The 25,795-nt window shown below is 67.0% G+C and carries 31 protein-coding genes; 11 read left to right on the forward strand and 20 right to left on the reverse strand.

The features are described 5' to 3' along the window. Positions 1 to 17: 17 nt before the first annotated feature. From ABZS29_RS02400 to ABZS29_RS02415, 4 genes are read right to left on the reverse strand one after another with little or no spacing between them, the layout of a single operon-like run. On the reverse strand, positions 18 to 749 hold the full coding sequence (locus ABZS29_RS02400) for a class I SAM-dependent methyltransferase (protein ID WP_355457786.1): 732 nt from the start codon (positions 747 to 749) through the stop codon (positions 18 to 20). 24 nt (positions 750 to 773) lie between these two features. After that, entirely contained in the window at positions 774 to 1,559 is a 786-nt protein-coding gene (locus ABZS29_RS02405; RefSeq protein WP_355457788.1) for an ABC-2 family transporter protein, read from the reverse strand. Continuing rightward, positions 1,556 to 2,311, reverse strand: a complete 756-nt coding sequence (locus ABZS29_RS02410) for an ABC-2 family transporter protein (protein WP_355457789.1) — start codon at positions 2,309 to 2,311, stop codon at positions 1,556 to 1,558. Before ABZS29_RS02410 ends, ABZS29_RS02405 begins: the two co-directional genes overlap by 4 nt. Further along, positions 2,311 to 3,231 (reverse strand): ATP-binding cassette domain-containing protein, encoded by a 921-nt coding sequence (locus tag ABZS29_RS02415; protein ID WP_355457791.1) that lies wholly within the window; start codon positions 3,229 to 3,231, stop codon positions 2,311 to 2,313. Before ABZS29_RS02415 ends, ABZS29_RS02410 begins: the two co-directional genes overlap by 1 nt. A 62-nt stretch (positions 3,232 to 3,293) precedes the next feature. Between ABZS29_RS02415 and ABZS29_RS02420 the strand changes: the two genes are divergently transcribed. Next, positions 3,294 to 4,247 carry a WYL domain-containing protein gene (locus tag ABZS29_RS02420; RefSeq protein WP_355457793.1) on the forward strand — a complete coding sequence of 318 codons (954 nt, stop codon included), beginning with the start codon at positions 3,294 to 3,296 and terminating at the stop codon, positions 4,245 to 4,247. On the opposite strand, the gene ABZS29_RS02425 is transcribed toward ABZS29_RS02420, so the two are convergent. Both ABZS29_RS02425 and ABZS29_RS02430 read right to left on the reverse strand, forming a co-directional pair. Next, on the reverse strand, positions 4,236 to 4,760 hold the full coding sequence (locus ABZS29_RS02425) for a PASTA domain-containing protein (RefSeq protein ID WP_355457795.1): 525 nt from the start codon (positions 4,758 to 4,760) through the stop codon (positions 4,236 to 4,238). The genes ABZS29_RS02420 and ABZS29_RS02425 overlap by 12 nt on opposite strands. 71 nt (positions 4,761 to 4,831) lie before the next feature. Beyond that, positions 4,832 to 6,061 (reverse strand): replication-associated recombination protein A, encoded by a 1,230-nt coding sequence (locus ABZS29_RS02430; protein WP_355457797.1) that lies wholly within the window; start codon positions 6,059 to 6,061, stop codon positions 4,832 to 4,834. A 198-nt stretch (positions 6,062 to 6,259) separates the two neighbouring features. Between ABZS29_RS02430 and ABZS29_RS02435 the strand changes: the two genes are divergently transcribed. Continuing rightward, positions 6,260 to 6,703: an SMI1/KNR4 family protein gene (locus tag ABZS29_RS02435; protein WP_355457798.1), complete on the forward strand. Its 444-nt coding sequence runs from the start codon at positions 6,260 to 6,262 to the stop codon at positions 6,701 to 6,703. Positions 6,704 to 6,720: 17 nt separating this feature from the next. On the opposite strand, the gene ABZS29_RS02440 is transcribed toward ABZS29_RS02435, so the two are convergent. The 6 genes from ABZS29_RS02440 to ABZS29_RS02465 all read right to left on the reverse strand — a co-directional run bounded on the left by ABZS29_RS02440 (position 6,721) and on the right by ABZS29_RS02465 (position 12,346). Further along, positions 6,721 to 7,716: a hypothetical protein gene (locus tag ABZS29_RS02440; protein WP_355457800.1), complete on the reverse strand. Its 996-nt coding sequence runs from the start codon at positions 7,714 to 7,716 to the stop codon at positions 6,721 to 6,723. Between the two features lie 235 nt (positions 7,717 to 7,951). Then, complete coding sequence (locus ABZS29_RS02445; protein ID WP_355457802.1) at positions 7,952 to 8,719, reverse strand: DUF5984 family protein; 768 nt, start codon at positions 8,717 to 8,719, stop codon at positions 7,952 to 7,954. Between the two features lie 73 nt (positions 8,720 to 8,792). Further along, positions 8,793 to 10,061 carry a type II toxin-antitoxin system HipA family toxin gene (locus tag ABZS29_RS02450; RefSeq protein WP_355457803.1) on the reverse strand — a complete coding sequence of 423 codons (1,269 nt, stop codon included), beginning with the start codon at positions 10,059 to 10,061 and terminating at the stop codon, positions 8,793 to 8,795. Continuing rightward, on the reverse strand, positions 10,054 to 10,434 hold the full coding sequence (locus ABZS29_RS02455) for a helix-turn-helix domain-containing protein (protein WP_355457805.1): 381 nt from the start codon (positions 10,432 to 10,434) through the stop codon (positions 10,054 to 10,056). The genes ABZS29_RS02450 and ABZS29_RS02455 overlap by 8 nt, the downstream gene beginning before the upstream one ends. A 264-nt stretch (positions 10,435 to 10,698) precedes the next feature. After that, positions 10,699 to 11,775 (reverse strand): redox-regulated ATPase YchF, encoded by a 1,077-nt coding sequence (gene ychF, locus ABZS29_RS02460; protein ID WP_355457807.1) that lies wholly within the window; start codon positions 11,773 to 11,775, stop codon positions 10,699 to 10,701. A 40-nt stretch (positions 11,776 to 11,815) separates the two neighbouring features. Next, on the reverse strand, positions 11,816 to 12,346 hold the full coding sequence (locus ABZS29_RS02465) for a GNAT family N-acetyltransferase (RefSeq protein WP_355457809.1): 531 nt from the start codon (positions 12,344 to 12,346) through the stop codon (positions 11,816 to 11,818). 71 nt (positions 12,347 to 12,417) lie between these two features. Between ABZS29_RS02465 and ABZS29_RS02470 the strand changes: the two genes are divergently transcribed. Beyond that, positions 12,418 to 13,323 (forward strand): DUF817 domain-containing protein, encoded by a 906-nt coding sequence (locus tag ABZS29_RS02470; RefSeq protein ID WP_355457810.1) that lies wholly within the window; start codon positions 12,418 to 12,420, stop codon positions 13,321 to 13,323. Between the two features lie 44 nt (positions 13,324 to 13,367). After that, on the forward strand, positions 13,368 to 14,168 hold the full coding sequence (locus ABZS29_RS02475; RefSeq protein ID WP_355457812.1) for a polysaccharide deacetylase family protein: 801 nt from the start codon (positions 13,368 to 13,370) through the stop codon (positions 14,166 to 14,168). 14 nt (positions 14,169 to 14,182) lie between these two features. On the opposite strand, the gene ABZS29_RS02480 is transcribed toward ABZS29_RS02475, so the two are convergent. Both ABZS29_RS02480 and ABZS29_RS02485 read right to left on the reverse strand, forming a co-directional pair. Then, entirely contained in the window at positions 14,183 to 15,385 is a 1,203-nt protein-coding gene (locus ABZS29_RS02480) for a DNA recombination protein RmuC (RefSeq protein ID WP_355457814.1), read from the reverse strand. A 73-nt stretch (positions 15,386 to 15,458) separates the two neighbouring features. Next, entirely contained in the window at positions 15,459 to 16,322 is an 864-nt protein-coding gene (locus ABZS29_RS02485) for a hypothetical protein (protein ID WP_355457815.1), read from the reverse strand. Between the two features lie 246 nt (positions 16,323 to 16,568). Here ABZS29_RS02485 and ABZS29_RS02490 point away from each other — a divergent pair, with 246 nt between their 5' ends. Next, entirely contained in the window at positions 16,569 to 17,762 is a 1,194-nt protein-coding gene (locus tag ABZS29_RS02490) for a glycoside hydrolase family 64 protein (protein WP_355457816.1), read from the forward strand. Between the two features lie 47 nt (positions 17,763 to 17,809). On the opposite strand, the gene ABZS29_RS02495 is transcribed toward ABZS29_RS02490, so the two are convergent. Then, on the reverse strand, positions 17,810 to 18,424 hold the full coding sequence (locus ABZS29_RS02495) for an NAD(P)H-binding protein (protein WP_355457818.1): 615 nt from the start codon (positions 18,422 to 18,424) through the stop codon (positions 17,810 to 17,812). Positions 18,425 to 18,571: 147 nt separating this feature from the next. On the opposite strand from ABZS29_RS02495, the gene ABZS29_RS02500 reads away from it, so the two are divergent. Then, positions 18,572 to 18,886 carry a helix-turn-helix domain-containing protein gene (locus ABZS29_RS02500; RefSeq protein ID WP_355457819.1) on the forward strand — a complete coding sequence of 105 codons (315 nt, stop codon included), beginning with the start codon at positions 18,572 to 18,574 and terminating at the stop codon, positions 18,884 to 18,886. On the opposite strand, the gene ABZS29_RS02505 is transcribed toward ABZS29_RS02500, so the two are convergent. Then, the gene (locus ABZS29_RS02505; protein ID WP_355460813.1) at positions 18,883 to 19,923 is read right to left on the reverse strand and encodes a 4-hydroxy-3-methylbut-2-enyl diphosphate reductase; all 1,041 of its coding nucleotides are present in this window, start codon (positions 19,921 to 19,923) and stop codon (positions 18,883 to 18,885) included. The two genes, ABZS29_RS02500 and ABZS29_RS02505, sit on opposite strands and share 4 nt — an antisense overlap. Before the next feature lie 136 nt (positions 19,924 to 20,059). Next, the gene (locus tag ABZS29_RS02510; RefSeq protein ID WP_355457821.1) at positions 20,060 to 20,551 is read right to left on the reverse strand and encodes an HAD domain-containing protein; all 492 of its coding nucleotides are present in this window, start codon (positions 20,549 to 20,551) and stop codon (positions 20,060 to 20,062) included. 55 nt (positions 20,552 to 20,606) lie between these two features. On the opposite strand from ABZS29_RS02510, the gene xseA reads away from it, so the two are divergent. From xseA to ABZS29_RS02525, 3 genes are all read left to right on the forward strand, one after another. Continuing rightward, positions 20,607 to 21,827, forward strand: coding sequence for an exodeoxyribonuclease VII large subunit (xseA, locus tag ABZS29_RS02515; protein WP_355457822.1), 1,221 nt, complete (start codon positions 20,607 to 20,609; stop codon positions 21,825 to 21,827). Next, on the forward strand, positions 21,824 to 22,039 hold the full coding sequence (locus tag ABZS29_RS02520; RefSeq protein WP_355457823.1) for an exodeoxyribonuclease VII small subunit: 216 nt from the start codon (positions 21,824 to 21,826) through the stop codon (positions 22,037 to 22,039). The genes xseA and ABZS29_RS02520 overlap by 4 nt, the downstream gene beginning before the upstream one ends. Positions 22,040 to 22,123: 84 nt before the next feature. After that, the gene (locus ABZS29_RS02525; RefSeq protein ID WP_355457825.1) at positions 22,124 to 22,366 is read left to right on the forward strand and encodes a GNAT family N-acetyltransferase; all 243 of its coding nucleotides are present in this window, start codon (positions 22,124 to 22,126) and stop codon (positions 22,364 to 22,366) included. Here the strand turns inward: ABZS29_RS02525 and ABZS29_RS02530 are convergent. Beyond that, positions 22,331 to 22,957 carry a helix-turn-helix domain-containing protein gene (locus ABZS29_RS02530; protein ID WP_355457827.1) on the reverse strand — a complete coding sequence of 209 codons (627 nt, stop codon included), beginning with the start codon at positions 22,955 to 22,957 and terminating at the stop codon, positions 22,331 to 22,333. The genes ABZS29_RS02525 and ABZS29_RS02530 overlap by 36 nt on opposite strands. 39 nt (positions 22,958 to 22,996) lie before the next feature. On the opposite strand from ABZS29_RS02530, the gene ABZS29_RS02535 reads away from it, so the two are divergent. After that, complete coding sequence (locus ABZS29_RS02535; RefSeq protein ID WP_355457829.1) at positions 22,997 to 23,596, forward strand: flavodoxin family protein; 600 nt, start codon at positions 22,997 to 22,999, stop codon at positions 23,594 to 23,596. Continuing rightward, entirely contained in the window at positions 23,596 to 23,916 is a 321-nt protein-coding gene (locus ABZS29_RS02540; RefSeq protein ID WP_355457831.1) for a multidrug efflux SMR transporter, read from the forward strand. Before ABZS29_RS02535 ends, ABZS29_RS02540 begins: the two co-directional genes overlap by 1 nt. 342 nt (positions 23,917 to 24,258) lie before the next feature. Here ABZS29_RS02540 and ABZS29_RS02545 read toward each other — a convergent pair whose 3' ends face one another. Then, a complete protein-coding gene (locus ABZS29_RS02545) occupies positions 24,259 to 24,918 on the reverse strand; it encodes an NTP transferase domain-containing protein (RefSeq protein WP_355457832.1) in 660 nt (219 codons plus the stop codon). Between the two features lie 142 nt (positions 24,919 to 25,060). Beyond that, entirely contained in the window at positions 25,061 to 25,663 is a 603-nt protein-coding gene (locus tag ABZS29_RS02550) for a DUF4245 domain-containing protein (protein WP_355457834.1), read from the reverse strand. Between the last annotated feature and the right edge of the window lie 132 nt (positions 25,664 to 25,795).

Raw genomic sequence — 25,795 nt, forward strand, 5'->3', positions numbered from 1 at the left:
ATGTCGCGAACGGCCCATCACACCTTGACGGCCCTGCTGACGAACACGAACTCCTTGCCCGGCCGATCCGGCGCCTCGCGTACTTCCTCGACCTCGAACCCGTCCAGCGACACCTCGTCCCGCTCGCGGAACCACAGCGTCGAGTCCGACGTGAGAACGGCACCGTCGGAGCTGAACACGTAGGTCCCACGGAAGCTGACATACGGCAGCTCGACCCGGGTGAGCTCGCCCCAGTGCGCGACCGTCTCTCCGCTGGGCAGCAGCACCTCCCGGTAGGTGCTCTCGCGCGTCCACTCCGCCCACTCCTCCCACGCCCGGTATGCCGGATCGCGCGTCTCGAAGACGAACCGCCCACCCGGCTTCAGTGCCGCCCGGATCCCGGCCACCGTCGCCGACCACTCCTCCTCGGTCAGGAAGACCTGGGCCACGTTCCCCGTCATCACGGCCAGGTCGACCTGCAGCGGCGGCAGCGTGGTCCCGTCGCCGTGTATCCAGCGCACCCGATCCGCGAACTCCTTGCCTTTGGCAACCTCCAGTGAGGCAGCTGCCGGGTCGACACCGATCACCTCGACGCCGCGCCCGGCCAGCAGGCAGGCCAGCTCTCCGGTCCCGCAGCCCACGTCCAGCACCCGTTCGGCGCCGAACTCGACCACCATCGCCGCGTAGGGTTCCAGGTCGTCGCGGGTCGCCGGCTCCAACGCGTCGTACACCGCCGCCAGCCGCGGGACCGCAAACAAGTCGTCAGCCATATCCACGCACGCTACCCAGGAGCGCTACGAGGTCGCACCTGTATATCGACGAAGCCCCGCCCGCCAGGCCAGCGCAGCCAACCCACCTGCCACCGCAGCCGCCAACAGCCCGGCCGCCAGCTGGCCGAACTGCGCTCCGTTGAGCAAGGCCGACGACGGTACGGCGGCGATCAGCGCCAACGGAAAGACATACGTCAACACGAAGCGGATCGGTCGCGCGAACACGTCCGTCGGATAGCGGCCGAGCTGCCAGGCGGAATCGTAGAAGACATCGAGCTGCAGCTTCGGCGCCCAGAACGCCAGGCAGGCCAGCAGCACGCTCAACGCCCAGGTCACCACCAGACCCGCGCACAGCAACAGCAACCAACTCAGCACGCCGGCTGCACTGGGAGCTTCTGGCGCGGCGGTGATCCCCCAGCCCAGCACCGAGGCGCCGAGCACGCACTCGATCAGCGCGAGCGGCGAGGACAGCGACAGGCTGGCGAGGAAGAGACTGGGCGCCGGCTGCAGCAGATAGGCGTCCAGTTTGCCGTTGCGGATCCCGTTGTCCGGGAACCACGACAAATTCGGATCGATGAACGTTGAGCGGAGGCCGGTGATCAGTTCGTAGGTCCCGATCAGCACCAGGAACTCCGCCTTCGACCAGCCGCCCACCGTGTCGGTCCGGGTGAACACGATCAGTACGGCGGCGATCGTCGTACCGAGTCCGGTGAAGGCCATGATGACGTCGAAGAGCAGGTTGACCCGGAACGCGACGCTGCGGCGCAACGACATCGAGAAGGACGCTCCGAGCAGACGAAGAAGCTTCACGAGCCCACCGCCGTGTACCGCCGGACGCCGGCTCGCCAGACGTACGCGACCGCCACCATCAGGATCACCACCCAACCGAGTTGATAACCGAGCGAACCGCCGTACCGGCTGCCGGAGGCGATCTCGGCCGGGAGCCCGTGCATGCCGTAGAAGGGCAGTACTTCGGCGACCCGGGCCCAGCCGTCGGGCAGGAGCGCGATCGGAGCCGCCGTACCGCCGAGCAGGAAGCTGAACTGGTGCCCGAAGCCGACGACCGAGTGCACCCGATCGGTCCAGAACGCGGTCAGCGAGAGCAGGAACGTGAACAGGAAGATCAGTACAGCGGCCAGCGCGATCCCGGGCAGTGCCAGCAGCACGGACCGCCAGGCGAAGGTGGTGCCCATCGCGAACGCGGTCGCCAGCACGATGGGTGCCCCGAGCAACGTCAGCCAGCCGCGGATCGCGAGGTTCTCCCCGATGACACCGAGCACGACCGGTTGCGGGCGCAGCAGGTCGTGGCTGAGGGTGCCGTCGTACACGCGGTTGGAGAAGGTGTGCTGCTCGAACGACTCGGTCATCAGCGTGACCAGGATGATCGCGACGTAGTACTTCTTGATCGAGGGATCGTCCGGGTAGACCGCGGACCAGATGAACAGGCCGATCAGCGGACCTATCACCGCCTGGACCACGAGCGTCAGCAGGAACCACCAGGCGCCGGACCACTCGAGCACCTGCTGGCGGATGCGAAACGTGAGCAGGGTCAGCGTTCTCATCACACGCCTTCCCGGTACGCCTGGTCGATGACCTTCTCCAGCGGCGGCTCCTCGACGGCCAGGTCGATCACATCTTCGGCCTGCAGCAACTCGGCCGTCGTCTGCGCGACCTCGTCCCGCGGCACCCGCAGGTCCCGTACGCCGTCCCGCGTGGTGATCCGGATCAGCTTGTACGGCGAGAGCCGGGCGGACAGTTCGGCGAGCGGACCGTCGTACGCGAGTTCGCCGTGGTCGATGAGGATCAGCCGCGGACACAGCGACGCGACGTCCGCCATGTAGTGGCTGGTCAGCAGCACAGTCGCACCCGTCGTGCGGACGTACTCGGCGATGAACTCGCGGATCTGACCGCCCGCGGTGACGTCGAGCCCGATCGACGGCTCGTCGAGGAACAGGACCTCCGGCCGGTAGATCAGCGCCATCGCCAGGCCGACCCGCATCCGCTCGCCCAAACTGAGCGCCCGCAGCTGTCGATCCAGTTGGAGGTCGAGCAGGTCCTGGAGCTCGTCGAGGGTACGGCGGAAGTCGGGGCGCGCGACGTCGTACAGGAGGCGTTGGTACTCGAGGCTGTCCATCACCGTCAGCTCCTGCGAACCGCCGACCGGCTGACTCCCGCGGACGAACGCGATCCGCTTCAGGAACGCCGACCGCCGCTGCCACGGAGTGTCGCCGAGCACGCTCACCCGGCCGGCGGTCGGGTGCAGGATGCCGGACAGGATCTTCATCGTGGTCGTCTTGCCGGCGCCGTTCGGTCCGATGAAGCCGACCACCTCGCCCTGCTCGATCGTGAAGGACACCTGGTCGAGCGCCTGCACCGTCTTGTACTCGCGGCGTACGAGGGAACCCAGCGCCGCCCGCAGCCCGCCTTTGCGCACCGGAGCTCGATAGGACATGGCGAGCTCATCCACTTCGACAACAGTCATCCCGCGACCGTAGAAACAAAACCTCCCAATTGATGTCTTATTTAGCTGGCATAGTTGCTCGCATGCGCGCCGAGCGGCTCCTCCGACTCCTGCTGCAGCTGCAAACCCGCGGCCGCTGCACCGTCGCCGAACTGGCCGCCGCCCTCGACGTATCGCACCGCACGGTCCAGCGCGATCTCGACGCCCTCAGCCTGGCCGGCGTCCCCGTGTACGCCACCCGCGGCCGCGGCGGCGGCTGGTCCCTGCTCCCCGACTACCGCAGCCGCCTCACCGGCCTCACCCCGTCGGAGGTCATGTCCGTCTTCGTCGGCGCCACCGCCCACGTCCTCGCCGACCTCGGCCTCGACGCCTCCTCCGACCAAGCCGTCCTCAAACTGATCGCCACCCTCCCCGACGCCTCCCGCCGCGACGCCGAGTACGCCCGCCAGCGCCTCCTCATCGACCACGCCAACTGGGACGACCGCCGCGAGACGCCCCGCTGGCTGGACCTCTGCCGCCAAGCCCTCTGGGAGGAACGCCACCTCTCCATCACCTACGCCGACGGCACGACCCCCTTCACCATCGCCCCCTTGGGCCTGGTCGCCAAAGCCCGCACCTGGTACGTCGTAGCCGCCCGCCCCGCCGGCCACCTCCGCACCTACCGCCTCAGCCGACTCACCTCAGCCGCCCTCCTGCCCACCACCTTCACCCGCCCACCCGACTTCGACCTCGCCACCCACTGGTCCCAGTCCCAAGCCGCCTTCCGAGCCACCCACTCGTCGTACCCGATCGTCCTCCGCGTCCACGACGACTCCCTCCGCCGCTTCCGCCCCACCACCCCCATCCACCCCGCCGCAGAGCCCGGCTGGTGGATCCTCCACACCGACCTGGAGTCTCTCCCCGAAGCCACCGCCACCGTCTTGGCTCAGGCCGGTAACGCCATAGCCCTCTCCCCGCCCGACCTGGTCACCGCGATCCGCGAAGCAGCCGCGAGCCTCGCCACCCTCCACCAGGCGGACCGCCCGCTACTCGGGTAGGAACACCGGCTTGTCGGGGATCACCGGCTCGGGCGGCAGCGTGCGGACGAAGATGTTCACCACCGTCGGCGGAAGGTTGAAGGAACCGCCGGTGGGACTCTGGTCGGTGACCGTGCCCTCGTCGGCGGAGCTCGTCCATTCCCAGACGGTCTTCACGCCGTATCCCGCGGCGCGCAAGGTGTTGAACGCATCGACATGTGTCATGCCGACCACACCCGGTACGCCGAAGAACTCCTCTTGGTTCGCGAAGGAGGCGATGTCGGCGCGGCTGAGTTCGAACCCCTCTGGCAGGGCAAGGTTCAGCCGCGTGGCCGCCTCATCCAAGACCTCGAAAAGCCTTACCTGTAGGACCGAATCCGTCACCTGCCCGACAGCTTCCTGCAGTCCGCCCAGCTCCTTGAGCTTTCCCTTCAGCACCTCATCGACCTGAGGATCCAGGTCGGCGTACAGCTCGTCACACACCTTTTCGCCGTCCGGCCCGTAATAGCAGAACTTCCAGTACGACTCCGACATGTCTCCCCCAACCTCCGAAAGAACCGATGCCTTGAGTGTGGCCGGGAAGCTTCAGCCAGCCTTCAGAACGGTCACTTGCCGGCCCGCAAGGCGGCCCACTGGCGAAGCCGCTCGGTGATCTGGGACTCGTAGCCGTTGCGGGTGGGCTGGTAGTAGGCCTCGCGGTCCATGTCGTCGGGGAAGTAGTCGGCACCGGAGAAGCCGTCGGTGGTGTCGGGGTCGTACTGGTAGTCCTTGCCGTAGCCGAGTTCCTTCATCAGCCGGGTCGGGGCATTCAGGATGTGGGCCGGCGGCATCAGGGAGCCGGTGCGCTTGGCGGACTTGTGCGCGGCGCCGAAGCCGCGGTAGACCGCGATCGACTTGGGCGCAGTCGCGAGATAAACGACAGCCTGCGCGATCGCCAACTCGCCCTCGGGAGACCCCAGTCGCTCGTAGACATCCCACGCCGCGAGAGCCTGCTGTACGGCGTGCGGGTCGGCCATCCCAATGTCTTCGTTGGCGAAGCGGACGAGACGACGCGCCACGAACAGCGGGTCCTCACCACCGTCGAGCATGCGGGCGAGCCAGTACAGCGACGCGTCCGGATCCGAGCCGCGCATCGACTTGTGCAGCGCGGAAATCAGGTTGTAGTGGCCCTCCTGCGCCTTGTCGTACAACGGCGCACGTTGCTGAACGAGCCGGGTGAGCGCGGTCGTGTCCAGCGGCTGCTCGTCGGCAGGCAGGGCCTGGAGTTGCTCAACCATGTTGAGCAGGTACCGCCCGTCGCCGTCCGCCATCGCGGTCAAGGCGTGCCGTGCGGCCTCGTCGAGCCGCCTGAGCACGAAGACCTGCGTGCGGGACAAAAGAGCGCCGTTGAGCTCGAAACTCGGGTTCTCCGTCGTTGCCCCGACCAGCACGATCGTGCCGTCCTCGACGTACGGCAGGAAGCTGTCCTGCTGAGCACGATTGAACCGATGGATCTCGTCGACGAACAACAACGTGCCCTGCCCGACCGTACGCCGCTGCTGCGCCGCAGCGAACACCTTCCGCAGATCGGCCACCCCCGCGAAAGTCGCCGAAACAGGCTCGAAGTGAAGATTGCTCCGATCGGCAAGCAACCGCGCGATCGTCGTCTTACCAACTCCAGGCGGCCCCCACAGAACCGCAGAGACCAACCGCTGCTGAGCAACCATCCGCCCCAACGGAGCCTCCGGCGCAAGCAGATGCTCCTGCCCGACAACCTGATCCAGCTCCGTCGGCCGCATCCGATCAGCCAACGGCCGATGCGGTTCATCCTCGAACAACGGCAACGTCGTTTCCATCAGCCACCGACCACCAGGTCGTAGGAGTGCTCCACCGCGTCCCGCGCCGCATACTGGAGCCGCTCCCCCGCGGTACTCGTCGATTCCGCCATACGCCCATCCTGACCCACGCCACCGACAGTCCGTGTTCGGGCACTAATCTCGAGGTGTGCTTGAGCCAGCTGGCTTTTCGAGGACAAGCAGGCATTCGAGCCGCCGGTGGATCACGCATTGGTGGCTTCTGTGGAGGCTGAGCTGGGAGTGCAGTTACCGGCCGCGTACGTCGAACTGGCGCGCCTGCACAACGGTGGGTACCTGGCGCGGACCTCGCACCCGGTCGAGTCACCCACCTCATGGGCCGAGGATCACGTAGGGGTGACGTCCATCTTCGCCATCGGCCGAACCGCCGACGAGAGCCTGTGCGGCAGCCTCAAAAGCAAATTCTGGGTCGACGAATGGGGCTATCCCGACATCGGCATCTACTTCGCGGACTGCCCCTCCGCCGGCCACGACATGATCGCCCTCGACTACCGCTCCCCCGGCGAGCCCCGCGTCGTCCACGTCGACCAGGAAGTCGACTACCGAATCACCAACCTCGCCCCGACCTTCGCCGCCTTCATCACCGGCCTCGTCGACGACTCCGGGTACGGAAACGAGCTCTGACACTGCCGGGATGCGTGTTACTTGTCAGACTTCTTCGACTTGAACAATCCAGCAATGTTGGAGCCGACAGCGCCCGCTGCCCCAACCATCGCATCCCCTGCGCTCTTGGTCTTCATCGAGCCCAGCTCATCGGCTCGCTGCACCGCGGCCAGGTAGACCTCTGCGTCGACATTCGGCGGCGGGAGTTCCCTGAGATGCTCCATCAGCCGCTTCGACTGAGCGCGAAGGGTGACGAATGTGAGTCCGCCCGACACCACGCCACCAACCACCGGAACGACCTTGCTGACACTCCTGGCGAAGCTCTGCTTGGTCACGTGAATCCCCACCACGCGCAGGATCTGCTTCATCGGGAGGTACCACGCGGTCTTGGTCAGGGCCACGCCGGCGATCTTCTTCTGAACGGCTGGACGGGCAACTTGAGCCGCGAAGAGACTCAGGGAGACCGATGCGCCGCCGACGCCCATCATGATGCCGAGAAACGCCGCGAGTATGCCCAGGGACTCGTCGTCCACCTCATCGATGTCGTCCAGGAACGACTGCCAGCCGTAGAGGTAGGCAAGCTTCTGCATAACCCGGAAAGCGTGAACATAGAATTGGGTGATGTCCGCAGGCACCGTGCCGACCATGGCAAATCCACCAGGCAGGCCGGCCGCGAATGACAAGGCCGTGGATTTCCTGGTCTCGAACTCGACAACACTTCTGGCGATGTCGTCGAGCAGCGCCAGCGGAATACCTGCTGCCGCCGGATTCTCATCGACAGCCCGATCTATCGCAGCAGAGGCAACGCCTTGCTTGTGCAGTTCTGCCCTAAGGAACTGACTCCGGTCGACGCGTACACCTCGCAGCCGGACGACCTTCTTCAGGAACGCCACAGCGAATTGCTCAGCCTCCGCGTCCTGCTCTTCCAGCACAGAGTTGACGCTCAGCCCATCCGCTTCGTCCTTCTGGCGGCCTTCACCGCCCGCGACCACTGCCGAGGGTTTGTCCGGCACGACCGCTTTTTCATCGCTCACCTCGCACATCCTTCCCACGGCTCGCCGCGGTTGTCCATACCCGAACCACCGACACCCGAAGAGCTCGTCACGGCTCACTGCACAGACAGTTAGTGCCGCGGCCGGCAGTCACCCTGTCCGGCCGCGAGTGCGACCACCCCGCCCGTCCGCGCCGGAGGCGCCAGAAGAGCAGGCACCGCCGGAGGCGATGCCTCTTTAGACGTCGAAGCGGAACTCGCCCTGGTCGCGTCGCGGATCAACGTCTCGGTTGTAGTTGGGTGGCTCCGGTTCGTACGGCAGTCCAGTCGGTGGTGCGGATGCGAGAACGGGCGCGGGTCAGCCACTGGGCGCGGTCTTGCTGTTCGCGGTGGAGATTGGGGAGGTCGAGGTCGACGCCTGGGCGTGGGGAGGCTTCGACTTCGGTGATGCGGGTTTCCATGGCAGCCATCAACGCGGTGTGCAGTTCGTCGATGGCGGTGACGAAGTCGGTGACGGTGACTGTGGTTCGCAGGGTCCGGGGCTCGGCGAAGTTGGCGGGTGCGTTCCAGTCAATGGTGATGTCGTCGCCGTTTCGCCAGCAGCGGAGGCTTGGCGATTCGCGGAGGTAGCTGAAGTTCAGGCTGCGATCGGACCAACAATCGATGGCGGCCTCGGCTGCTTCGGACTCGACGTCGCACCATTCGCGGCCGTCGGATTCGAGGAAGTCGATCAGATCGGGCGGCACTTCCTCGAGTGCTGCGGGTAGGAGCGTCAGCAGATCCTCCCAAAGCCGTACGACGTAATAGTCGACGTAGGGAATGTCGTAGTCAGCCGCGAACCTCAGCAGGCGAACATCCCCCAGCTCGATCCAGTACCAGCCGTCAGTGAGGCCGAACCAATGCAGAGTCGGCTTGTCGCCGCCCCACAGCCCAACCTTCGCCAGCGGGTGAAGCCCAAACCGAAAGCGAATCGGCATCTCGAGACCCGACTGGCTCTTCGAACGCGAGATATCCGCGGCATGGGCAGGGGTAGAGAGGTCGTCCACGCCCGCCATGCTCACAGAGCACCCAGCCGCTGGCAACGAACTACCTGCCCTGGGAGCAAAGATGATGTAGCTCTCAAGCCAATTGCTGGACGAGGCGTTTGCAGTGTTCCCGCAACGCAGGCAGGGTCCGGGCGCCAATCTCGTCCGCTCCTGGGATGCCCTGAGCCTGGGCTACCGCACGCTCGAAGGCATCCGGGTACTGATCGGCCAGCCCGCGGACGCGGCCGATCACCAGGTCGGCTTCCAGTCCCACAGTGCCAGCGGCCTTCTCCCACTGCTTACGCCTTATCCGACTGAAGATCCGCTCGCCTCCGACGGAGAGCGCGACGCTTCGTTCGACCGATCCTCGGTCGTAACTGAGGCCTGTGGCGAGGTCGTAGAGGGGTGCTATCCGACGGCGGCCATCAGGAGCCAAGAGAAGCGAGATGTTCTTCGAGTGTCCATCAGGTGCGCCTGCGACGAGATTGACAGCCGCGAAGTCAGCGAGTGCCATCAAATCGTCGTCTCGCTCTGATGACCACTTCCTGACGGCACCCGCCATATCGGTGAGCCGGGGACCACCACGGGACTCGTACTTCATTTCAGGAAGCCGGCCAAGCGCCTGACAGAAGTCCTCTTGATGGACGCGCACGACTGAACCGTCACGTCCGACGATGCGATCGAAGCGCTCGACCACCAAGGCCCACTGGTCATCGAACTGAGCGATGCGGCTTGTCGCAACGTCGACTCCGAGGTCAGATGCTGCGGCCATCGTGAGGTGTTCGACAAGCGCTTGGTGATGCAGCGCCTTGATACCGGGCTTGATGATGTGTGTCGTCGCAGCGGATCCGTGCGCCTCGTGCCATTGACCGGCGAGCAGTGTGAGGGCGAACTTCTCCTGCTGTCCTCCCAACGACCAGTGCTCGCCGGGCATGCTCCACGAGGCGGGCTCGTCGACGAGTTCACGCAAGCGCTCAGCGATGTCGGTATCGCTGACCGGCTTGTACTCACCGTTCCGGCTCAGCAGGTCGTCAATCTCGTCCGGACGACAGAACTGCACCGCGCCAGGACATTCCCATCCCATCTCGGCCAGAATCGCGAAGATGTCGTCCGGCACTGCACCGAGCCGGTCAGCCCATCGCGTGAGCGTTTCTCTGTTCTCCGGAAGAAGCCCACGCAGGTAGGGCTCGACTCGTTGCTCCGAATAGGTGGTCAGCGCGATCGGGAGTCGCAACGAGAGCGGCACCCCACCGGACGCCGCATACGCGCCGTCATAACTGAACGTCGGAAGGTCTCCGCTCGCCATCCGCTCCAACCGGCCGACAACCTGTCCGTACAGCAGGACGGCCAAGCGCTCAGCCATGATCGGATCGCGCTGGCTTGATCCTGCTGGCGGACCACGCGCGTCGGCGGATCTCCGCGCTGTGCTGGCGTTTGTCCATCAACTCTCGCAGCGCGTCGAAATCCTGGCCGACACGATGAGCTGTAGCCCTCGGCTCGTCCGCGGCAGGCGCAGTCGCACCAGAACGGAGAACCAGCGACAAGCCGAGAGCGTCGAGCAGACGAAGAATCTGTTCGAACTCTGCTCCACGGTGACCTGCTTCAAGCTTCGCCAGCCAGGAACGAGAGACCCCGGCCCGGGTCGCCAACTCATGCTGACTCAGCGCCAGCCGTGCACGCTCGGCCTTGATCGTCGCCCCGAACTTGTTCCAGTCTGCGATCGTAATATCACGCATTCGCCCCCTCCCTCCGTTGTCCTCGTTCATAGACAGTGTGCCTCTGTCCACGAACGAAGACAAGAAGCAAGTGTCTACGAACGAAGACACTGGGACGAACCGACGAAGACGTCCGTCGGGGGTCGACGGTCGGAGCCGATCACCGAAGCGGCCGGTTGTCGCCTAGCTAGGCCTGGCTCAAGGCCGCGTGGCGTGCTCGCGCCGGAGGCGCCAAAGAAACAGGCGCCGCCGGAGGCGGTGTCCTTTGAACGCCGGAGGCGGTCGTCAGACGTTGAAGCGGAACTCGACTACGTCGCCGTCTTGCATGATGTAGTCCTTGCCTTCCATGCGGACCTTGCCGACGGAGCGGGCCTTGACCAGGGAGCCGGTCTCGATGAGGTCGGCGTAGGAGACGATCTCGGCCTTGATGAAGCCGCGCTGGAAGTCGGTGTGGATGACGCCGGCGGCTTCGGGGGCGGTGGCGCCGCGCTTGATGGTCCAGGCGCGGGCTTCTTTGGGGCCGGCGGTGAGGTAGGTCTGGAGGCCGAGGGTGTCGAAGCCTACGCGGGCGAGGACGTCGAGGCCGGGCTCTTCGATGCCCATCTCGGCGAGCATCTCGCGGGCTTCGTCCTCGTCGCCGAGTTCGACGAGCTCGGCCTCGAACTTGGCGTCGAGGAAGATGGCTTCGGCGGGGGCGACCAGGTCGCGCATCTGCTGCTTGAGCGGCTCGTCGGCGAGCTCGTCGGCGTCGCAGTTGAAGACGAACAGGTAGGGCTTCGCGGTCATCAGCATGAGTTCGCGGATGGCGTCGCGGTCGACGTCGGTGGCGATGATCGGCGTACCGGCCTCGAGGTGCTTCTGGGCGACCCGGACGGCTTCGAGGGTGACCGCGGCCTCCTTCTTGAGGCGGGTCTCCTTCTCCAGGCGCGGGATCGCCTTCTCGACGGTCTGCAGGTCGGCGAGGATCAGCTCGGTCTGGATCGTCGAGATGTCGTCGGCCGGCGACACCTTGCCGTCGACGTGGGTGACGTCGTCGTCGCGGAAGACCCGGGTGACCTGGCAGATCGCGTCGGACTCGCGGATGTGGCTGAGGAACTTGTTGCCCAGGCCCTCACCCTCCGAGGCGCCGCGGACGATACCGGCGATGTCGACGAACTGGACGGTGGCCGGGATCACCTTCGCGGAGTTGTAGAGCTCGGCGAGTTTGTCCAGCCGTGCGTCCGGTACGCCGACGACCCCGACGTTCGGCTCGATCGTCGCGAACGGGTAGTTCGCCGCGAGCACGTTGTTCTTGGTCAGCGCGTTGAAGAGCGTGGACTTGCCCGCATTGGGGAGCCCGACGATTCCGATGGTGAGTGCCACGGGCGTCAAGACTACGCGGCCGCACCGCCTTGACCCCAATTCAGATCAGGAAGGACTCCAGCTCGGCGCCGTACCAGCGCGACGTACGGCCCAGGGAACGCATGCCGAGGCGGCGGCAGACGGCGAGCGAGGCGGCGTTGTCGGGGCGGACGACCGCGTAGATCTGCGGCAGGCCGGCCTTGAAACCGTGCTCGATCGCACCGCGGGCCGCCTCCGTGGCCAGGCCGCGGCCCCAGGCGTCGGGATGGAAGTGCCAACCGACCTCTACCTCGCCTTGCGCCGCGGTCCCGTCGGAGGGATCGGGGAGCGGCACCAGCAGCACGGTCCCGGCGACGGTGCCGGTCGCTCGCTCCTGGACGGCCCAGATCCCGTAGAGCGGATCCTTGTTCCGCTCGTTCCAGCGGTCGATCACACGGTTCGCGGTGTCGCGGTCGGCCATCACCTTGGGGTCGGCGCCGAGCCAGCGCGAGACCTCCCAGCGCCGGTAGATGTCGAAGACCCGGTCACCGTCGGTCGACGTCCAGTCGCGCACGACCAACCGATCCGTCTCGTAGACCACTTTCGGTTCCATCGCGGCTCCTCCCATCGAATCTCGATAGGTATCCGGTCGAACCACCCGAGGGCAAGCGACGTCTCCAGTCTGTGACCACTTGGAGAGATCTCGCCCCCAGTCGTTCACGCTTCGTGTTCGGTTGCCTGCAGTTCCTGCGCTTCGGCCTGCTGGAACTGGTCTCGTGCCTCTTCCCGGCGTTCCTCTTCGCCGGCCTCGCGATCTCCAAGTACGTCGACCTCCCGATCGCCCGGTACGACGCCCTGCTCATCTACTGCCTGACGCTGACACTGCTGTTCTGGGTGGTCCGCCTGGAGACCTGGCGCGAGGTCGCGGTCATCTTCGGCTTCCACCTGGTCGGCCTCGGGCTGGAACTCTTCAAGGTCCGGATCGGCTCCTGGCAGTACCCCGGGGATGCGGTCACGAAGTTCGGCGGCGTACCGCTGTTCGCCGGTTTCATGTACGCCGCGGTCGGCAGCTACATCTGTCAGGCGTGGCGACGGTTCGACCTGCGGGTCAGTGGCTACCGCCCGATCGCGACGACGATCCTCGCCGTACTGATCTATGCGAACTTCTTCACGCATCACTGGATCCCCGATCTGCGGATCCCGATCGCGCTGACACTGCTCTGGTTCCTGCGGCGTACGTGGGTGTTCTTCAGCGTCGGCGTACGGCGTTATCGGATGCCGCTCGCGCTGTCGTTCGTACTGATCGGCTTCTTCTTGTGGATCGCGGAGAACTTCGGCACCTTCCTGGACGCGTGGAACTACCCCGACCAGGTCAGCGTGTGGCGACTGGTCCATCCGGCGAAGTTCGGGGCGTGGGCGTTGCTGGTGAGCATGAGCTTCGTACTGGTCGCGAGCGCGAAGGCACTCGAGGGCAGGCTGTATCACCGCGGTACGCCGGCCACCGTGGTGAAGCCGCTGAGACCTCACCGCAACACGATGATGCCAACCACAGCAGAGGTTCAGGCGTCTTCTGAGTGTGAGGCTCCTTGAGCGGGAGCGACTGGGGAACATCCGCCTGAAGACAAGGGAGCATCATGTCCCGAAAGTTCGCCGCATTCATCGCAACCGGGGTGGCGCTGGTCATCGTCGCCGGTGCGTTAGTGGTCCTGGCGCTGGGACACGAACGTCAGCCACATCCGGCCGCCGCGACCACGCAGACGTCACCGCCGCCGCCGAACAACGCACCGGCCAGCGAGCCGTCAGGTCAGGCGACTCAGACGCCGGACAACCCGCCGTCGACACCGGGTAAGCCGGCCGGCGACCCGACCGCGAACCTGGTCAAGGGCAAGAACAAGAAGGTGCTCTTCTTCAGCTTCGACGACGGCCCCGACCCGTACTGGACGCCGAAGATCCTGCAGGTGCTGGCCAAGCACAACGCGCACGCGACCTTCTTCGAGCTCGGCAACATGCAGGCCGCGCATCCCGGACTGCGTGAGCAAGTACTTGCCGCAGGCAACACCATCGGCAGTCACTCGATCTCGCACCCGCAGCTGACCGCGATCTCGGCGGCCGAGCGGCACCGGCAGATCTTCGACGGACCGAAGTCGACCTGCTTCCGCCCGCCGTACGGCGCGAGCAACCCGAAGGTGCGCGCGGACATCAAGGCGGCCGGCATGGTCCAGGTGCTCTGGGACGTCGACCCGCGGGACTGGGCCCGTCCGGGCACCAACGCGATCGTGCAGAACATCATGACCTACGCGCACAACCACAACATCATCCTGATGCATGACGGTGGTGGGGACCGCGCTCAGACCGTGGCCGCGCTCGACAAGGCGCTCACGTTGCTGGCGGCCAAGGGCTACTCGTTCCTGGCGATGGACTGCAAGCAGCGCTGAGTCAGCCGGCCGGGTCAGCCGGCCTGGGGCGGGGCCAACGGCGGATGCTGCGGAGTATCCGGGAGCGGCCAACGCCGAATGGGTTCCTGGTCGTCAGCGACCAGGAACTCCGGTGCTGTGAGGGGACGAACCGAAGCCTCGATCGATTCCATCGCAGTGAGCTCGGCCTCGGTGACATGCAGGTCGCGCAGCTTGCGAGCAGTGATGAAGACGCGCCGCTCGAACGAACCGACCGTGCCGTTGTAGGCCTCGACGGCCGAGCTCAAAGAGCGACCGACCCGGCCAAGGTGGTCTCCCATCACCGACAACCGGTCGTACAACTCGCGGCCGAGCTCGAAGACCTGCTGTGCGGACTCGGTCAGCGCCGACTGGTTCCACGCGTACGCCGCGGCTCGGAGCGTCGCGATCAGCGTGGTCGGCGTCGCCAGGATCACCCGGCGCTCGGCCGCATACTCCAGCAGCGACGGCTCGACATCGAGCGCGGCGGAGAGGAACGACTCCCCCGGCACGAACAGGATCACGAACTCCGGTGTCGGCGACAACCGCGTCCAGTACGCCTTCGCGGAGAGCTGGTCGACGTGGATGCGCAGATGCCGGGCATGCGCCCGCAACCGGTCCTCCTGGAAGTCCGGGTCATCGGACTCGGCCGCCTCCAGGAACGCCGCCAGCGGCACCTTGGAGTCGACCACCAGATTCTTGCCCTCAGCCAGCCGTACAACGAGGTCCGGCCGCAGCAGCCCGTCCTCGCCCGAGGTGGTCGTCTGCTCGGTGAAGTCGCAGTGCGCGACCATCCCGGCGAGCTCGACCGTCCGGCGCAGGTGCAGCTCGCCCCAGCGGCCGCGGACCTGAGGTTTTCGGAGTGCGGTCGACAATGACGCCGTCTCGCGACGCAGCGCCTCGCCGCTCATCCGCACCTCGTTGACCTGTTGGTGCAGCTGGCTCTGCCACGCGGCCCGCCCCTGCTCCAGCTGATTCAGCTGGGCGTGCAGCCGGTCGAGGGCCTCCTTGACCACGGCCTGACCGCCCATCTGCTGGCCGACGGCCGTCCGCTCCTGGGTCAGCTCGACGACCCGATCCTCGGCCGCGTCCCGCTCGGCCGTGATCCGGGCCAAGGCAGCGCCGTCGCGACCACGGACCCACAGCACGCCGAATCCCGCTCCCAGCAGCAGGCCCACCACCAGGAACAACAGCACCAGTAATACCGTCGCGCCACTCATGTCACAGATGGTGCCGGACGCCACCGACAGTTTTCGAACACCTACGCGGTGTCGCCCGACAGCCCTGCTCGAATCATCCGTTCTTGCGCGCGCGGTACTCGAGATCCGCGTCGATCGGCCGCATGATGGCCGCCACCGCCGCGATCGCCTCGGCGAGCGACTTGCCGGCCTCGATCGCGTCGTCGAACGCCTTGTCCGCGCGGGCCCGCTCGTCCTCGGTCTGGATGCCGTACCGCAGCGACCAGATCGCCGTCCGGCGAACCTCCTGGCGGGTGGCGGCGCCCTCGTTCTTGATCTGCTGCATCAGGTTCTCGTACTGCCCCACGGTGAACAGCTCCTTCGGTGTCGTGCCGCCTGCGGCGAACAATGCGGTGGTACTGATGCCCCCTGGATCCCCGTGATCGTTCCCGGGGATCTGGCTGTGACCGTAATGACCGCCCCGGTTCAGCCAGACCACCCGGCTGCGGGGTGACTCTGGCACGTTGTGCGGCGGACTGGCGATGAATCGCGGGGGCGGCCCGGCCGGCCAGGTCTCGGGAATTCCCCAGGACCGGAGCGCGGCCATGAACGCGCGGAAGTTCTTGCCCGGCCGCCAATAGTCGGTGAACGGCTTGGCGGAGCGGCCGATCACCTCGATCTGGATACAGATGCGGCCGACCCGGTTCGTCAGCGTCGCGCCGTCGTTGCGCAGGGCCCGGCCGCTGACGTTCAGCGGCATGAACTGCCCGAGCCGGTCGGTCAGCGGGTCGTAGAGCACTTGCGGTTCGGCGGACTTGTTGCGCAGAACCCGGACCATCGCGGACCAGACGGTCGACGTACCGGGGTCGGCCTCGGTGGTGTGCCAGACCACGCGGGGCGGTGCTTTCGAGGTGATGGTGCCACCGGGGGAGGACGGCGTCAGCCGTTCGGCTCCGGGGATCCAGATCGTGCCTGCCATTGCTTCCCTTCCTCACTGAGATCTGGTCGACCCAAGGCCTGATGATCTCCTGCCTGGTACGACCTCGCATGTCGGGGAGCGGCGGAGGGGCGGAAACCTTGAAACGACGCAGTGTGTTCGATGGATCACACACTGCTATTGGATCAAGTTGGCGGAGATCCGACAACAGTGAGCTGTTGACAGCTTGGGGTGAATTCACGTGACGATGAGAGCGCTCTCAGACACCCGCCCCTCTGAGGAGGAAATATGCGCAGAAGACTCCATCTCCCGGCGATCGTCGCGGCTCTGGTGACCGCGGCCGGTCTACTCACCGCCGGCAGCGGTACGCCGGCGGCCGCCGTACCGGCGACCATCCCGCTGAAGATCAGCAACAACTCGGGCCGTGGTGACGCCCTCTACATCTACAACCTCGGCACGAACCTGACGACCGGCCAGCAGGGCTGGGCCGACGCGTCGGGCGCCTTCCACGCGTGGCCGGCCGGCGGCAACCCGCCGACCCCGGCGCCGGACGCCTCGATCGCCGGCCCGGCCAACGGCCAGTCGATCACCATCCAGATGCCGAAGTTCTCCGGCCGGGTCTGGTTCTCGTACGGGCAGAAGCTGGTCTTCAAACTGACCACCGGCGGCCTGGTGCAGCCCGCGGTCCAGAACCCGTCCGACCCCAACCGCAACATCCTGTTCAGCTCGTCGGAGTACACGCTGAACGACGCCGGCCTGTGGATCAACAGCACTCAGGTCGACATGTTCTCGATCCCGTACGCCGTCGGCGTGCAACCGTCCGGTGGCGGAGCCGTCAAGAGCACCGGGCATCTCAAGCCCGGCGGCTACAACGCCTTCTTCAACTCACTTCGCAACCAGCCCGGCGGCTGGAGCGGCCTGATCCACACCGCGCCGAACGGTTCGATCCTGCGCGCCCTGGCCCCCTTGTACGGCGTGGAGACCGGCGGACTGCCCGCGAACGCGATGGACGACTACATCAACCGGGTCTGGTCGAAGTACAGCTCGCAGACCCTGACGGTCACGCCGTTCACCGACCAGCCGAACACCAAGTACTACGGCCGCGTGTCGGGCAACACGATGAACTTCACCAACGGCGCCGGCCAGACGGTCACGTCGTTCCAGAAGCCCGACTCGGCCAGCGTCTTCGGATGCTTCAAGTTCCTCGACGCACCGAACGATCTGGTCCGCGGCCCGATCTCACGCACGCTCTGCGCGGGCTACAACCGGTCGACGCTGCTGATCAACTCCAACCAGCCCGACCCGAGCAGCGCGAACTTCTATCAGGACAGCGTCACCAACCAGTACTCGAAGAAGATCCACGAGCAGATGGTCGACGGCAAGGCGTACGGATTCGCCTTCGACGACGTCGGCGCCCACGAGGCGCTCGTCCACGACGGCAACCCGGCGCAGGCCTACCTGACGCTCGATCCCTTCAACTGAAACGACAGCGGGACCTGCTCACCCGAGCAGGTCCCGCTGCGAAAGGCTCAGTAGCCGACCGTGAACCGCTTCCGGTTGTGCGCCGGCTTCTCGAACTCGTCGAGCACCGCGATCGCGAAGTCCTCGGACGAGATCTCGTAGCCGACCGGCTCGTCGAGGCCGAGGCGGAAGGTGCCGGTGCGCTCGCCCGGCTGGATCACGAACGGCGGGTGCAGCATCGTCCAGTTCACGCTCTCGTCGGTGCCGCGCAGCGTCTCCAGCGCGTTGGCGACGGTCAACGACTCCGGCCGGTACTCGGCCGGGAAGTCCGGACCGTCGAGCACCCGCTGACCGTTGATGGTCAGGCCGCCGGCGCCACCCACGACCAGCAGCCGGGTCTCCGTACCGCGAACCGCCGCGATCAGGTTGTCGATCGCGTCGAGGTACTCCTGGTGGTCGCCACCGGTCCGGCTCGGGCCGAGCGCCACGGCGACCACGTCCGCGTCGCCGACGATCTCCTTGACCGACGCGACGTCGTTCGCGCTGGCCTGCACACTCCGTACGCCGGCCGGAAGCTCGGCGCCGGAACGCGTCACGCCGGTGACCTCGTGCCCGCGAGCCGCCGCCTCAGCGACGATCCGGCTACCGACCATGCCACTTGCGCCATAGACCGCGATCTTCATGCTGTTCCCTCCGGAAGATGAATTCTCAACTTGTTCAGCAATAGTATCCATTGGTAACCAGCTACTTCAACGTGCTATAAGTACCTTGTGGTAACTAATGGGCAGTACGAGCGGGGCGACCTCTTCAACCCGGCATGCGGTACGCGCGTGATCCTGGATCGGATCGGCGACAAATGGACGGCACTGGCGGTGCTGCTCCTGCAGCACGGCCCGCTGCGCTTCACCGAGCTGCGCGACGGCATCGGCAGCGTCGCACCCAAGGTGCTCACCCAGACCCTGCGCCGGCTCGAGCGCGACGGCCTGGTCACGCGCGAGGTGTTCGCCGAGGTCCCGCCGCGCGTGGTCTACACACTGACCCCGATGGGCAGCTCGCTGATCGGACCGCTGACCGCGGTGAGCGACTGGGCCGAGGAGCACATCAGTGCCATCACCGCGTCCCAGGCGGAGTACGACGGCGCTTAGAGGGTCCAGGCGTGGTCGGAGGTGCCGGTGGTCGGCCGTCCGGCCGCCTTCAGGTCCGCCCGCAGGTCGCGCGGCAGGGCGAAGGTGAGACTCTCCTCGGCGGTGGTGACCTCCTGAACGTCGGAGTAGCCACGCTCGGCGAGCCAGCGCAGAACGTCGCGGACGAGGATCTCCGGCACGCTCGCACCACTGCTCAGCCCGACCGACTCGACCCCGTCGAGCCACTTCTCGTCGATCTCGGCGGCGTAGTCGACCAGGTGACCGGTCTTGGCGCCGTACTCGAGGGCGACCTCGACCAGGCGGACCGAGTTCGACGAGTTCCGCGAGCCGACGACCAGCATCAGGTCGACCTCGGGGGCCATCTTCTTGACCGCGACCTGGCGGTTCTGCGTCGCGTAGCAGATGTCGTCGCTGGGCGGGTCCTGGAGCAGCGGGAACTTCTCCCGCAGCCGCCGGACGGTCTCCATCGTCTCGTCCACCGACAGCGTCGTCTGCGACAGCCAGACCACCTTCTCGGGGTCCCGCACGGTGACGTTGGGTACGTCGTCCGGTCCGTCCACGATCGTGGTGTGCTGCGGCGCCTCACCGTGGGTCCCGACGACCTCTTCGTGGCCCTCGTGCCCGATCAGCAGAATGTCGAAGTCGGTCGCCGCAAAGCGCTTCGCCTCGTGGTGGACCTTCGTCACCAGTGGGCAGGTCGCGTCGATCGTCTTCAGTTGCCGCGCCGCCGCCTCGGCATGCACCACCGGCGACACGCCGTGCGCCGAGAAGATCACCGTCTGACCCTCCGGCACCTCGTCGGTCTCGTCGACGAAGATCGCACCCCGGTTCGTCAGGGTCTCCACGACGTACTTGTTGTGGACGATCTCCTTGCGCACGTAGACCGGCGCGCCGTACAGGTCGAGCGCCTTCTCCACCGCCACGACCGCCCGGTCCACGCCGGCGCAGTACCCCCGAGGCGCGGCAAGCAGCACCCGCTTCGTCCGCACGGCGGTCGTCGTACCAGTGTCTTCAGGCTGGGCAGTCACGTCCCCCATCGTACGGGGCCGCACCATGTGAGCCAGCTCACGGCAAATCTCGCACCAGGGGCCGCTAGTTGCCCATGGCAACAGGAAGTACGTCGGGGAGCCGTCCGCCCTGTCCGGACGGCTCCCCCGGGAGGTGTTCTTCTCCTCAAGAATGCGGCCATTTCGCGTTGGCCGCAAAGGCTTTTCCGATCGCGGCGAAGTCGGCCGGAGTCAGCCCGATCCGCGGATCCACGGGCCACACGAGCTGGTGATCCGCAGGGAACTGCGCGGCATCCTCGGCATCCACCCCGTCGTCCACCCACAGGAACGGACAGTCGCCGACCCACTTCGCGACGTACGGCGTCTTCCACGAGCCGCGGGCGACCGGCGTACGGTCCGGCCAGAGGATTGTCGGCAGCTGCGGCAGTCCGAGCAGCGGCGACAGCAGGCGGTTGGCGCCGTGCTCCCAACTGCTGGCCCACACCAGGTCGAAGGTCGCCGTCAGCACCCGCAACGCCTCACCGTGCTGCGGATTGAGATGCACGACCCACGACCTGTCCCCCTCGACGATCTCGTGCCGCAGATAACCGGGCGGCGGCTGGTCGGCGGCGTACGGGTTGAGCGGGCCGTCGACGTCGAGCAGGAGAAGCGGGCGCATGACTCGACGGTAGGTGCTGCGGGGTTTTGTCGGAGGGGGGCCGTAGGGTCTGGGGGTGGCTTTGGAGACCTCCCCGGATGCACCTGCAGCCGTTCGCACGATTGCGAACGGGATTGCCAGCTGGATCAATCAGCTCGGCGCGGTGTGGGTCGAGGGACAGCTGACGGACGTGTCGATCGGGCGCGGGACGACGACCGTGTTCGGGACCTTGCGGGACACGGATGCGGACATCTCGTTGCGGTTCACGTGTAATCGGCGGGTGTTCGAGGCGGTGGATCCGCCGGTGGCGGACGGGTCGCGGGTGGTCGTGAACGCCAAGCCGAACTTCTTTGCCCGCCGGGGCACGCTCGCGCTGGCGGTCAGCGAGATCAGGCATGTCGGGATCGGCGAGCTACTGGCGCGGATCGAGCGGCTGAAGCAGTTGCTGGCGGCGGAGGGATTGTTCGCGGCGCATCGCAAGAAGCGGCTGCCGTTCCTGCCGCACACGATCGGTCTGGTCTGCGGGCGGGACTCTGCCGCGGAGCGCGACGTACTGGAGAACGCGAAGCGGCGGTGGCCGGCGGTCGCGTTCCGGATCGAGTATGCGTCGGTGCAGGGACCGTCCGCGGCCGGTGAGGTCATGCAGGCGTTGCGGCGGCTGGACGCCGACGAGGCGGTCGAGGTGATCGTGATCGCGCGCGGCGGTGGGTCGCTGGAGGATCTGCTGCCGTTCTCCGATGAGGGGCTGATCCGGGCGGTTTCGCAGGCGAAGACCCCGGTCGTGAGCGCGATCGGCCACGAACCGGACTCCCCACTGCTCGACCTGGTCGCGGATCTGCGCGCATCGACCCCGACCGACGCCGCGAAGCGGATCGTCCCCGATGTGCGTGAGGAGCTCGACGGCGTGCGCCTGCTGCGTGACCGCGGTCTGCGCGCCATCACGAGCTGGCTGGATCGCGAGGCGCATGCGCTGGCCGCGATCCGCAGTCGCCCGGCTTTGGCCGCGCCAGTGACGGGCATTCAGCGGCGTTCCGACGAGATCACTGCGTTGCTCGACCGCAGCCGTCGTACTCTCACGCATCGTCTGGACCGCGCCGCCGACGACATCGCACACCGCCTGGCCAGCGTCCGGGCCCTGTCCCCCAAGGCGACGCTGGAGCGCGGCTACTCGGTTCTCCAGCTCCCCGACGGTACGGCGGTCCGTGAGCTGGCGCAGGTCACGGCAGGCGACGTACTGCAAGCACGAGTCACCGACGGCCGATTCGCCGTAGAAGTCCAGCCCGAGGAGAAGGAATGACAACGGACCGACCCGAGATGTCCTACGAGCAGGCCCGCGAGGAGCTCGTCGAGGTCGTCCGCAAGCTCGAAGCCGGCGGTACCACCCTCGAGGAGTCCCTGGCCCTCTGGGAGCGCGGCGAAGCCCTCGCCGGCACCTGCCAGTCCTGGCTCGAAGGCGCCCGCGAGCGTCTCACCAAGGCCCAGGAAGCCACCGAAGAAAAGACCAAGTGATGCTGGTCGACCAGCCCGCACCGGCGACCTACGGAAGCCGCCGAGGCTCGCATAGCCAGCTGGCGAGCAGCCTTCACGGGCCTGATGCCCCAGGACTTCCTCGACACCATGAACGCCGAGGCGATCGCCACCTCCTGGGCAGCCAGCCTCGCTGCCGGCCGATCACGCCTGTACGTCGCCCTGACCGGCGAGCTCTACGCGCTCTATGTGCATCCCGATCACTGGGGCACCGGTGCCGGCCGTGCCCTCACCGACGCCGCACCCACTCATCCCTCGGGAACCTCCCAGAACTCAGGCTGTCAGCAGTGCTCTAGCGAGCGCTTCTGAGCCTGTTTTGAGGCGGTCGAGAGAGAAGCCTCGGTCACGGAGAGCCTGGTGGAGGTCGGCGGCGAGGGGCGCCAGGAGGACGTGGGCGGTGTGGTCGGCGTCGAGGTCGGGGCGCGACTGTTCGACGAGGTGGGACAGGTGGCGGTGCCAGAGGTTGTAGGAGCCGATGCGGTAGCGGGCGCCGTCAGAGGCGTTCTCGCTGTCCATGAAGAGTTCGACGTGGCGGTCGAGGAGATCCAGGTACGCCGTCAGGAAGGCGGCGACGCGGTCGACGGCGGGAGCCCCGGGGCCTAGAGGTGGCGGGCCGGTCAGGATCTTGGCCTGGAGTTCTTGTTCGCGTTCGTCGAGGAGCGCGACGGCCAGGCCGGCACGGTCGCCGAAGCGGCGGAAGACCGTGCCTTTGCCGACGCCTGCCTCGGCGGCGATCGCGTCCAGCGACACGTTCTTCACGCCGTGCTGGGTGAACAGCCGGTCGGCGGCCTCCAACACTCGAAGGCGATTGCGGCGGGCGTCGGCGCGCTCGGGGCGTGGGGTGTCGACAACCGGAAGCTGCCGTTGTGAAACGGACTGCGGTCCGCTACTGTCGTCCATAAGACGGACTGTAGTCCGCAAGAGCTTCTGGAGGAAAGAATGAGCGACACCACCGCCCGGATCGCGATCGCGTACCACTCCGGGTACGGGCACACCGGGAAGCAGGCCGAGGCCGTCGCGGCCGGGGCGCTGTCGGTGCCGGGGACCAGCGCGGAGCTGGTTGCGCTGGACGAGCTGACCGACGAGGTCTGGGCCACGCTGGCCGCGGCTGACGCGATCGTGTTCGGGGCGCCGACGTACATGGGGAGTCCGAGTGCGGTCTTCAAGGCGTTCGCGGAGGCGAGCGCGAAGGTCTGGGGTGACAATCTTGGATGGCGGGACAAGATCGCCGCGGGGTTCACGAACTCGAAGGCGATGTCCGGCGACAAGCTGAACAGCCTGGTCGACCTGGCCGTCTTCGCGGCACAGCACGGGATGATCTGGGTCGGCCTGGACATCTACCCGGGCTGGGCTGAAAGCACCGCGAGCATCGAGGACCTGAATCGGCTCGGCAGTTGGCTCGGCGCGATGGCGCAGTCCGACGCGGATCTCTCGGCGGAGAAGGCGCCTCCGGCTACTGATCTGCGGACTGCGCATGCGCTTGGCGCTCGCGTTGCCACGGTCACCCAGCGGCATCTGCGCGGAGCCTTGGCGGCCTGATGGCGTGGCTCCTCCTGCTCGCCGCCGCGGCTTTCGAGATCGCCTTCGCGCTGAGCATGAAACCCAGCGAAGGCTTCACCCGGCTCTGGCCGACGGTCGGGGTGCTCGTGTTCGGCATCACGTCGGTCTACCTGCTCGGGCGGACGCTCGATCGTCTTCCGATCGGCACGGCGTACGCCGTCTGGACCGGGTTGGGTTCGGTCGGCGTCGTCGTGCTCGGCGTCCTGCTCTTCAACGAGCAGCTCACGCCCGCGCGTTTGGCGTGCATCGCGCTCATCCTGGTCGGCGTCGTCGGCCTCCGCCTCACCGGCACCGCGTAGGGCGGACGCCAGGGCCATCACAATTGCTCGCTGCCGCCACTCCCCCCGCGTGAGCTGCCGCCGGGCGACCAGTTGTGATGGCGTGGCGGTCCGGACGTCCGCCACTGTCCAACCGCATCAGATCGCTCTCCCGGAGCCGCCGCTGAGCGTGAATCCCGGCCGCCGCCTCAGGTTAGACAGTGGTGGCGGTCCGCCGGGGAGGGGTAACGGGCGGGCGGCGTGGCGAGGGGCTCCACGCGATGTCGCAAGGTGGCGGCGGTTGGCGCGGGCGCAGTGGGTGGTGGGTGCGGCGGCCGGGGGTGGTGGCCTATGGCGCGGGAGGGCCAGCGCGACGGCCGGGGGTCAGTGGGCGCTTCGGCGGCGTCGGCGGCGGGTGGGGAGGGGGGCGTGGGGTGGGGAGTCGTCGAGGGCGGCGGGGGTGAAGGGGGCGTGGCCGGCCAGGGACTGTTCGTAGTCGGGCCAGGTGCGGATCCGGGGCGGGATGTTGCCTATGGCATCTACTTGGGTGACCGGGTGGTGGTCGGTGAGTTGCCAGAGGTCGTCGTCGGTGCGGAGCTGGCGGAGGCCGCCGAAGAGTTCGCGGGCGAACCAGACCGGGTAGCCGGGGCCGTCGTCGTAGTGGCTGATGCCGAGCGGGGTGGAGGGGCCGGCGACTTCGGCGACCAGGGACCAGACGGCGGCAGGAGTGATGCCGGGCTGGTCGCCGAGCAGGACGACGATCCCGTCGGTACGGCGGTCGACCGCGTCCAGAGCTGGGACGATCGACGAGCTGCCGGTGTCGGCGTGCGGGGACTCGACGACGCGGACGCCGTCGAGGTCTACGTGGTCGTGGATCTGCTCGGACGCCGTACCGAGGGTGACGATCAGCTGGTCGAAACCGCATTCGCGGGCGGTTTCCAGCGTGGATCCGAGCAGGGTTTCGCCGTGATAGGCGAGCGACTGCCACGGTACGCCGAGGTGTGGGGAACTCTCGGCGGCCAGCAGCAACCCCGTGACGAACATCGGCGGATCAACTCCGCAACCGGGGAACGGTGGGCACGACGGTGCTCCTTCGCGCTGTCCCCGAGTGGCAAGCCGAGACATCGATCGAACCGCGAGGCCGCCGACCCTGTCAACGGGCGTCCGGCCACTGGGCAGATCCGTGTCAGCGCAGGGACGAAGCAAACGTTTCGAGCGCGGGGTAGCCGGCGTTGCCGGTGACGATCGTGGTGACGCCGGAACCGACCAGCACCAAGGCTTTTTCGTCCTTGCGGTCGAGCAGCACCTTGCGCTGCCAGGTGACCCCGCCGACCGTCGCCGTACCGTCGTCGGAGGTGCGGCCGAGCTCGTCGGACTGATACTTCGGCCCGGTGACGTTGGACTGCTCGAGCCCGACGTACTTCTTCGCGTCGGTGACGACGCCGAGGTGCCAGGTCATCGGCGCCTGCTCGGGCGCGCGGAACTCGACGCTCGTCGCGGCCCATCCGCCCGGCATCGGCGACGGGCCGCGGACCCAGGAAGCGACCTTGCGAGCGTCCTCCAGCTGAGCGGAGTACTCGACCGCGCGGACCTTCTCCTCCTTCGGCCGCCAGGTGACGATCATCAGGAAGGCGACCACGACGAAGCAGGCCAGCAGCGCCCAGAACATGTTGGGTAGCGTCCGCGCCTTCGCCCGGTCCTTCGCGTTCTGCTCGCGATAAGCGATCGCTTCCGCGCGCGCCCGGGCCTTTTCCCGCGCCTCGGCCGAACCCTGACCAGTCGAACTCATGACATGAGTGTCGCATCCTGGCTAGAGGGTGTCTGCGGGCTCCTCGCCGTAGCGAGCATGTGCTCGGTGTGGTAGCTCGGTGTGCTGGAGGGGAGGCCTCGATGCTTTTCCATCGTGGCCTTTCCTCCAGTG

The sequence above is a fragment of the Kribbella sp. NPDC005582 genome (assembly GCF_040605415.1).
In the GTDB taxonomy this organism is placed as follows: Bacteria; Actinomycetota; Actinomycetes; order Propionibacteriales; family Kribbellaceae; genus Kribbella.

Bases quoted from the DNA above. Each gene is read 5' to 3' on its own strand.
- ABZS29_RS02530 (WP_355457827.1), bottom strand. From the start codon at position 22,957: ATGGACGACAGTAGCGGACCGCAGTCCGTTTCACAACGGCAGCTTCCG.
- ABZS29_RS02490 (WP_355457816.1), top strand. From the start codon at position 16,569: ATGCGCAGAAGACTCCATCTCCCGGCGATCGTCGCGGCTCTGGTGACC.
- ABZS29_RS02420 (WP_355457793.1), top strand. From the start codon at position 3,294: ATGCGCGCCGAGCGGCTCCTCCGACTCCTGCTGCAGCTGCAAACCCGC.
- ABZS29_RS02455 (WP_355457805.1), bottom strand. From the start codon at position 10,434: ATGCGTGATATTACGATCGCAGACTGGAACAAGTTCGGGGCGACGATC.
- ABZS29_RS02430 (WP_355457797.1), bottom strand. From the start codon at position 6,061: ATGGAAACGACGTTGCCGTTGTTCGAGGATGAACCGCATCGGCCGTTG.
- ABZS29_RS02540 (WP_355457831.1), top strand. From the start codon at position 23,596: ATGGCGTGGCTCCTCCTGCTCGCCGCCGCGGCTTTCGAGATCGCCTTC.
- ABZS29_RS02400 (WP_355457786.1), bottom strand. From the start codon at position 749: ATGGCTGACGACTTGTTTGCGGTCCCGCGGCTGGCGGCGGTGTACGAC.
- ABZS29_RS02480 (WP_355457814.1), bottom strand. From the start codon at position 15,385: ATGAGTGGCGCGACGGTATTACTGGTGCTGTTGTTCCTGGTGGTGGGC.
- ABZS29_RS02495 (WP_355457818.1), bottom strand. From the start codon at position 18,424: ATGAAGATCGCGGTCTATGGCGCAAGTGGCATGGTCGGTAGCCGGATC.
- ABZS29_RS02545 (WP_355457832.1), bottom strand. From the start codon at position 24,918: ATGTTCGTCACGGGGTTGCTGCTGGCCGCCGAGAGTTCCCCACACCTC.
- ABZS29_RS02505 (WP_355460813.1), bottom strand. From the start codon at position 19,923: ATGGGGGACGTGACTGCCCAGCCTGAAGACACTGGTACGACGACCGCC.
- ABZS29_RS02535 (WP_355457829.1), top strand. From the start codon at position 22,997: ATGAGCGACACCACCGCCCGGATCGCGATCGCGTACCACTCCGGGTAC.
- ABZS29_RS02520 (WP_355457823.1), top strand. From the start codon at position 21,824: ATGACAACGGACCGACCCGAGATGTCCTACGAGCAGGCCCGCGAGGAG.
- ABZS29_RS02485 (WP_355457815.1), bottom strand. From the start codon at position 16,322: ATGGCAGGCACGATCTGGATCCCCGGAGCCGAACGGCTGACGCCGTCC.
- ABZS29_RS02450 (WP_355457803.1), bottom strand. From the start codon at position 10,061: ATGGCTGAGCGCTTGGCCGTCCTGCTGTACGGACAGGTTGTCGGCCGG.
- ABZS29_RS02415 (WP_355457791.1), bottom strand. From the start codon at position 3,231: ATGACTGTTGTCGAAGTGGATGAGCTCGCCATGTCCTATCGAGCTCCG.
- ABZS29_RS02550 (WP_355457834.1), bottom strand. From the start codon at position 25,663: ATGAGTTCGACTGGTCAGGGTTCGGCCGAGGCGCGGGAAAAGGCCCGG.
- ABZS29_RS02525 (WP_355457825.1), top strand. From the start codon at position 22,124: ATGCCCCAGGACTTCCTCGACACCATGAACGCCGAGGCGATCGCCACC.
- ABZS29_RS02425 (WP_355457795.1), bottom strand. From the start codon at position 4,760: ATGTCGGAGTCGTACTGGAAGTTCTGCTATTACGGGCCGGACGGCGAA.
- ABZS29_RS02410 (WP_355457789.1), bottom strand. From the start codon at position 2,311: ATGAGAACGCTGACCCTGCTCACGTTTCGCATCCGCCAGCAGGTGCTC.
- ABZS29_RS02475 (WP_355457812.1), top strand. From the start codon at position 13,368: ATGTCCCGAAAGTTCGCCGCATTCATCGCAACCGGGGTGGCGCTGGTC.
- ABZS29_RS02465 (WP_355457809.1), bottom strand. From the start codon at position 12,346: ATGGAACCGAAAGTGGTCTACGAGACGGATCGGTTGGTCGTGCGCGAC.
- ABZS29_RS02510 (WP_355457821.1), bottom strand. From the start codon at position 20,551: ATGCGCCCGCTTCTCCTGCTCGACGTCGACGGCCCGCTCAACCCGTAC.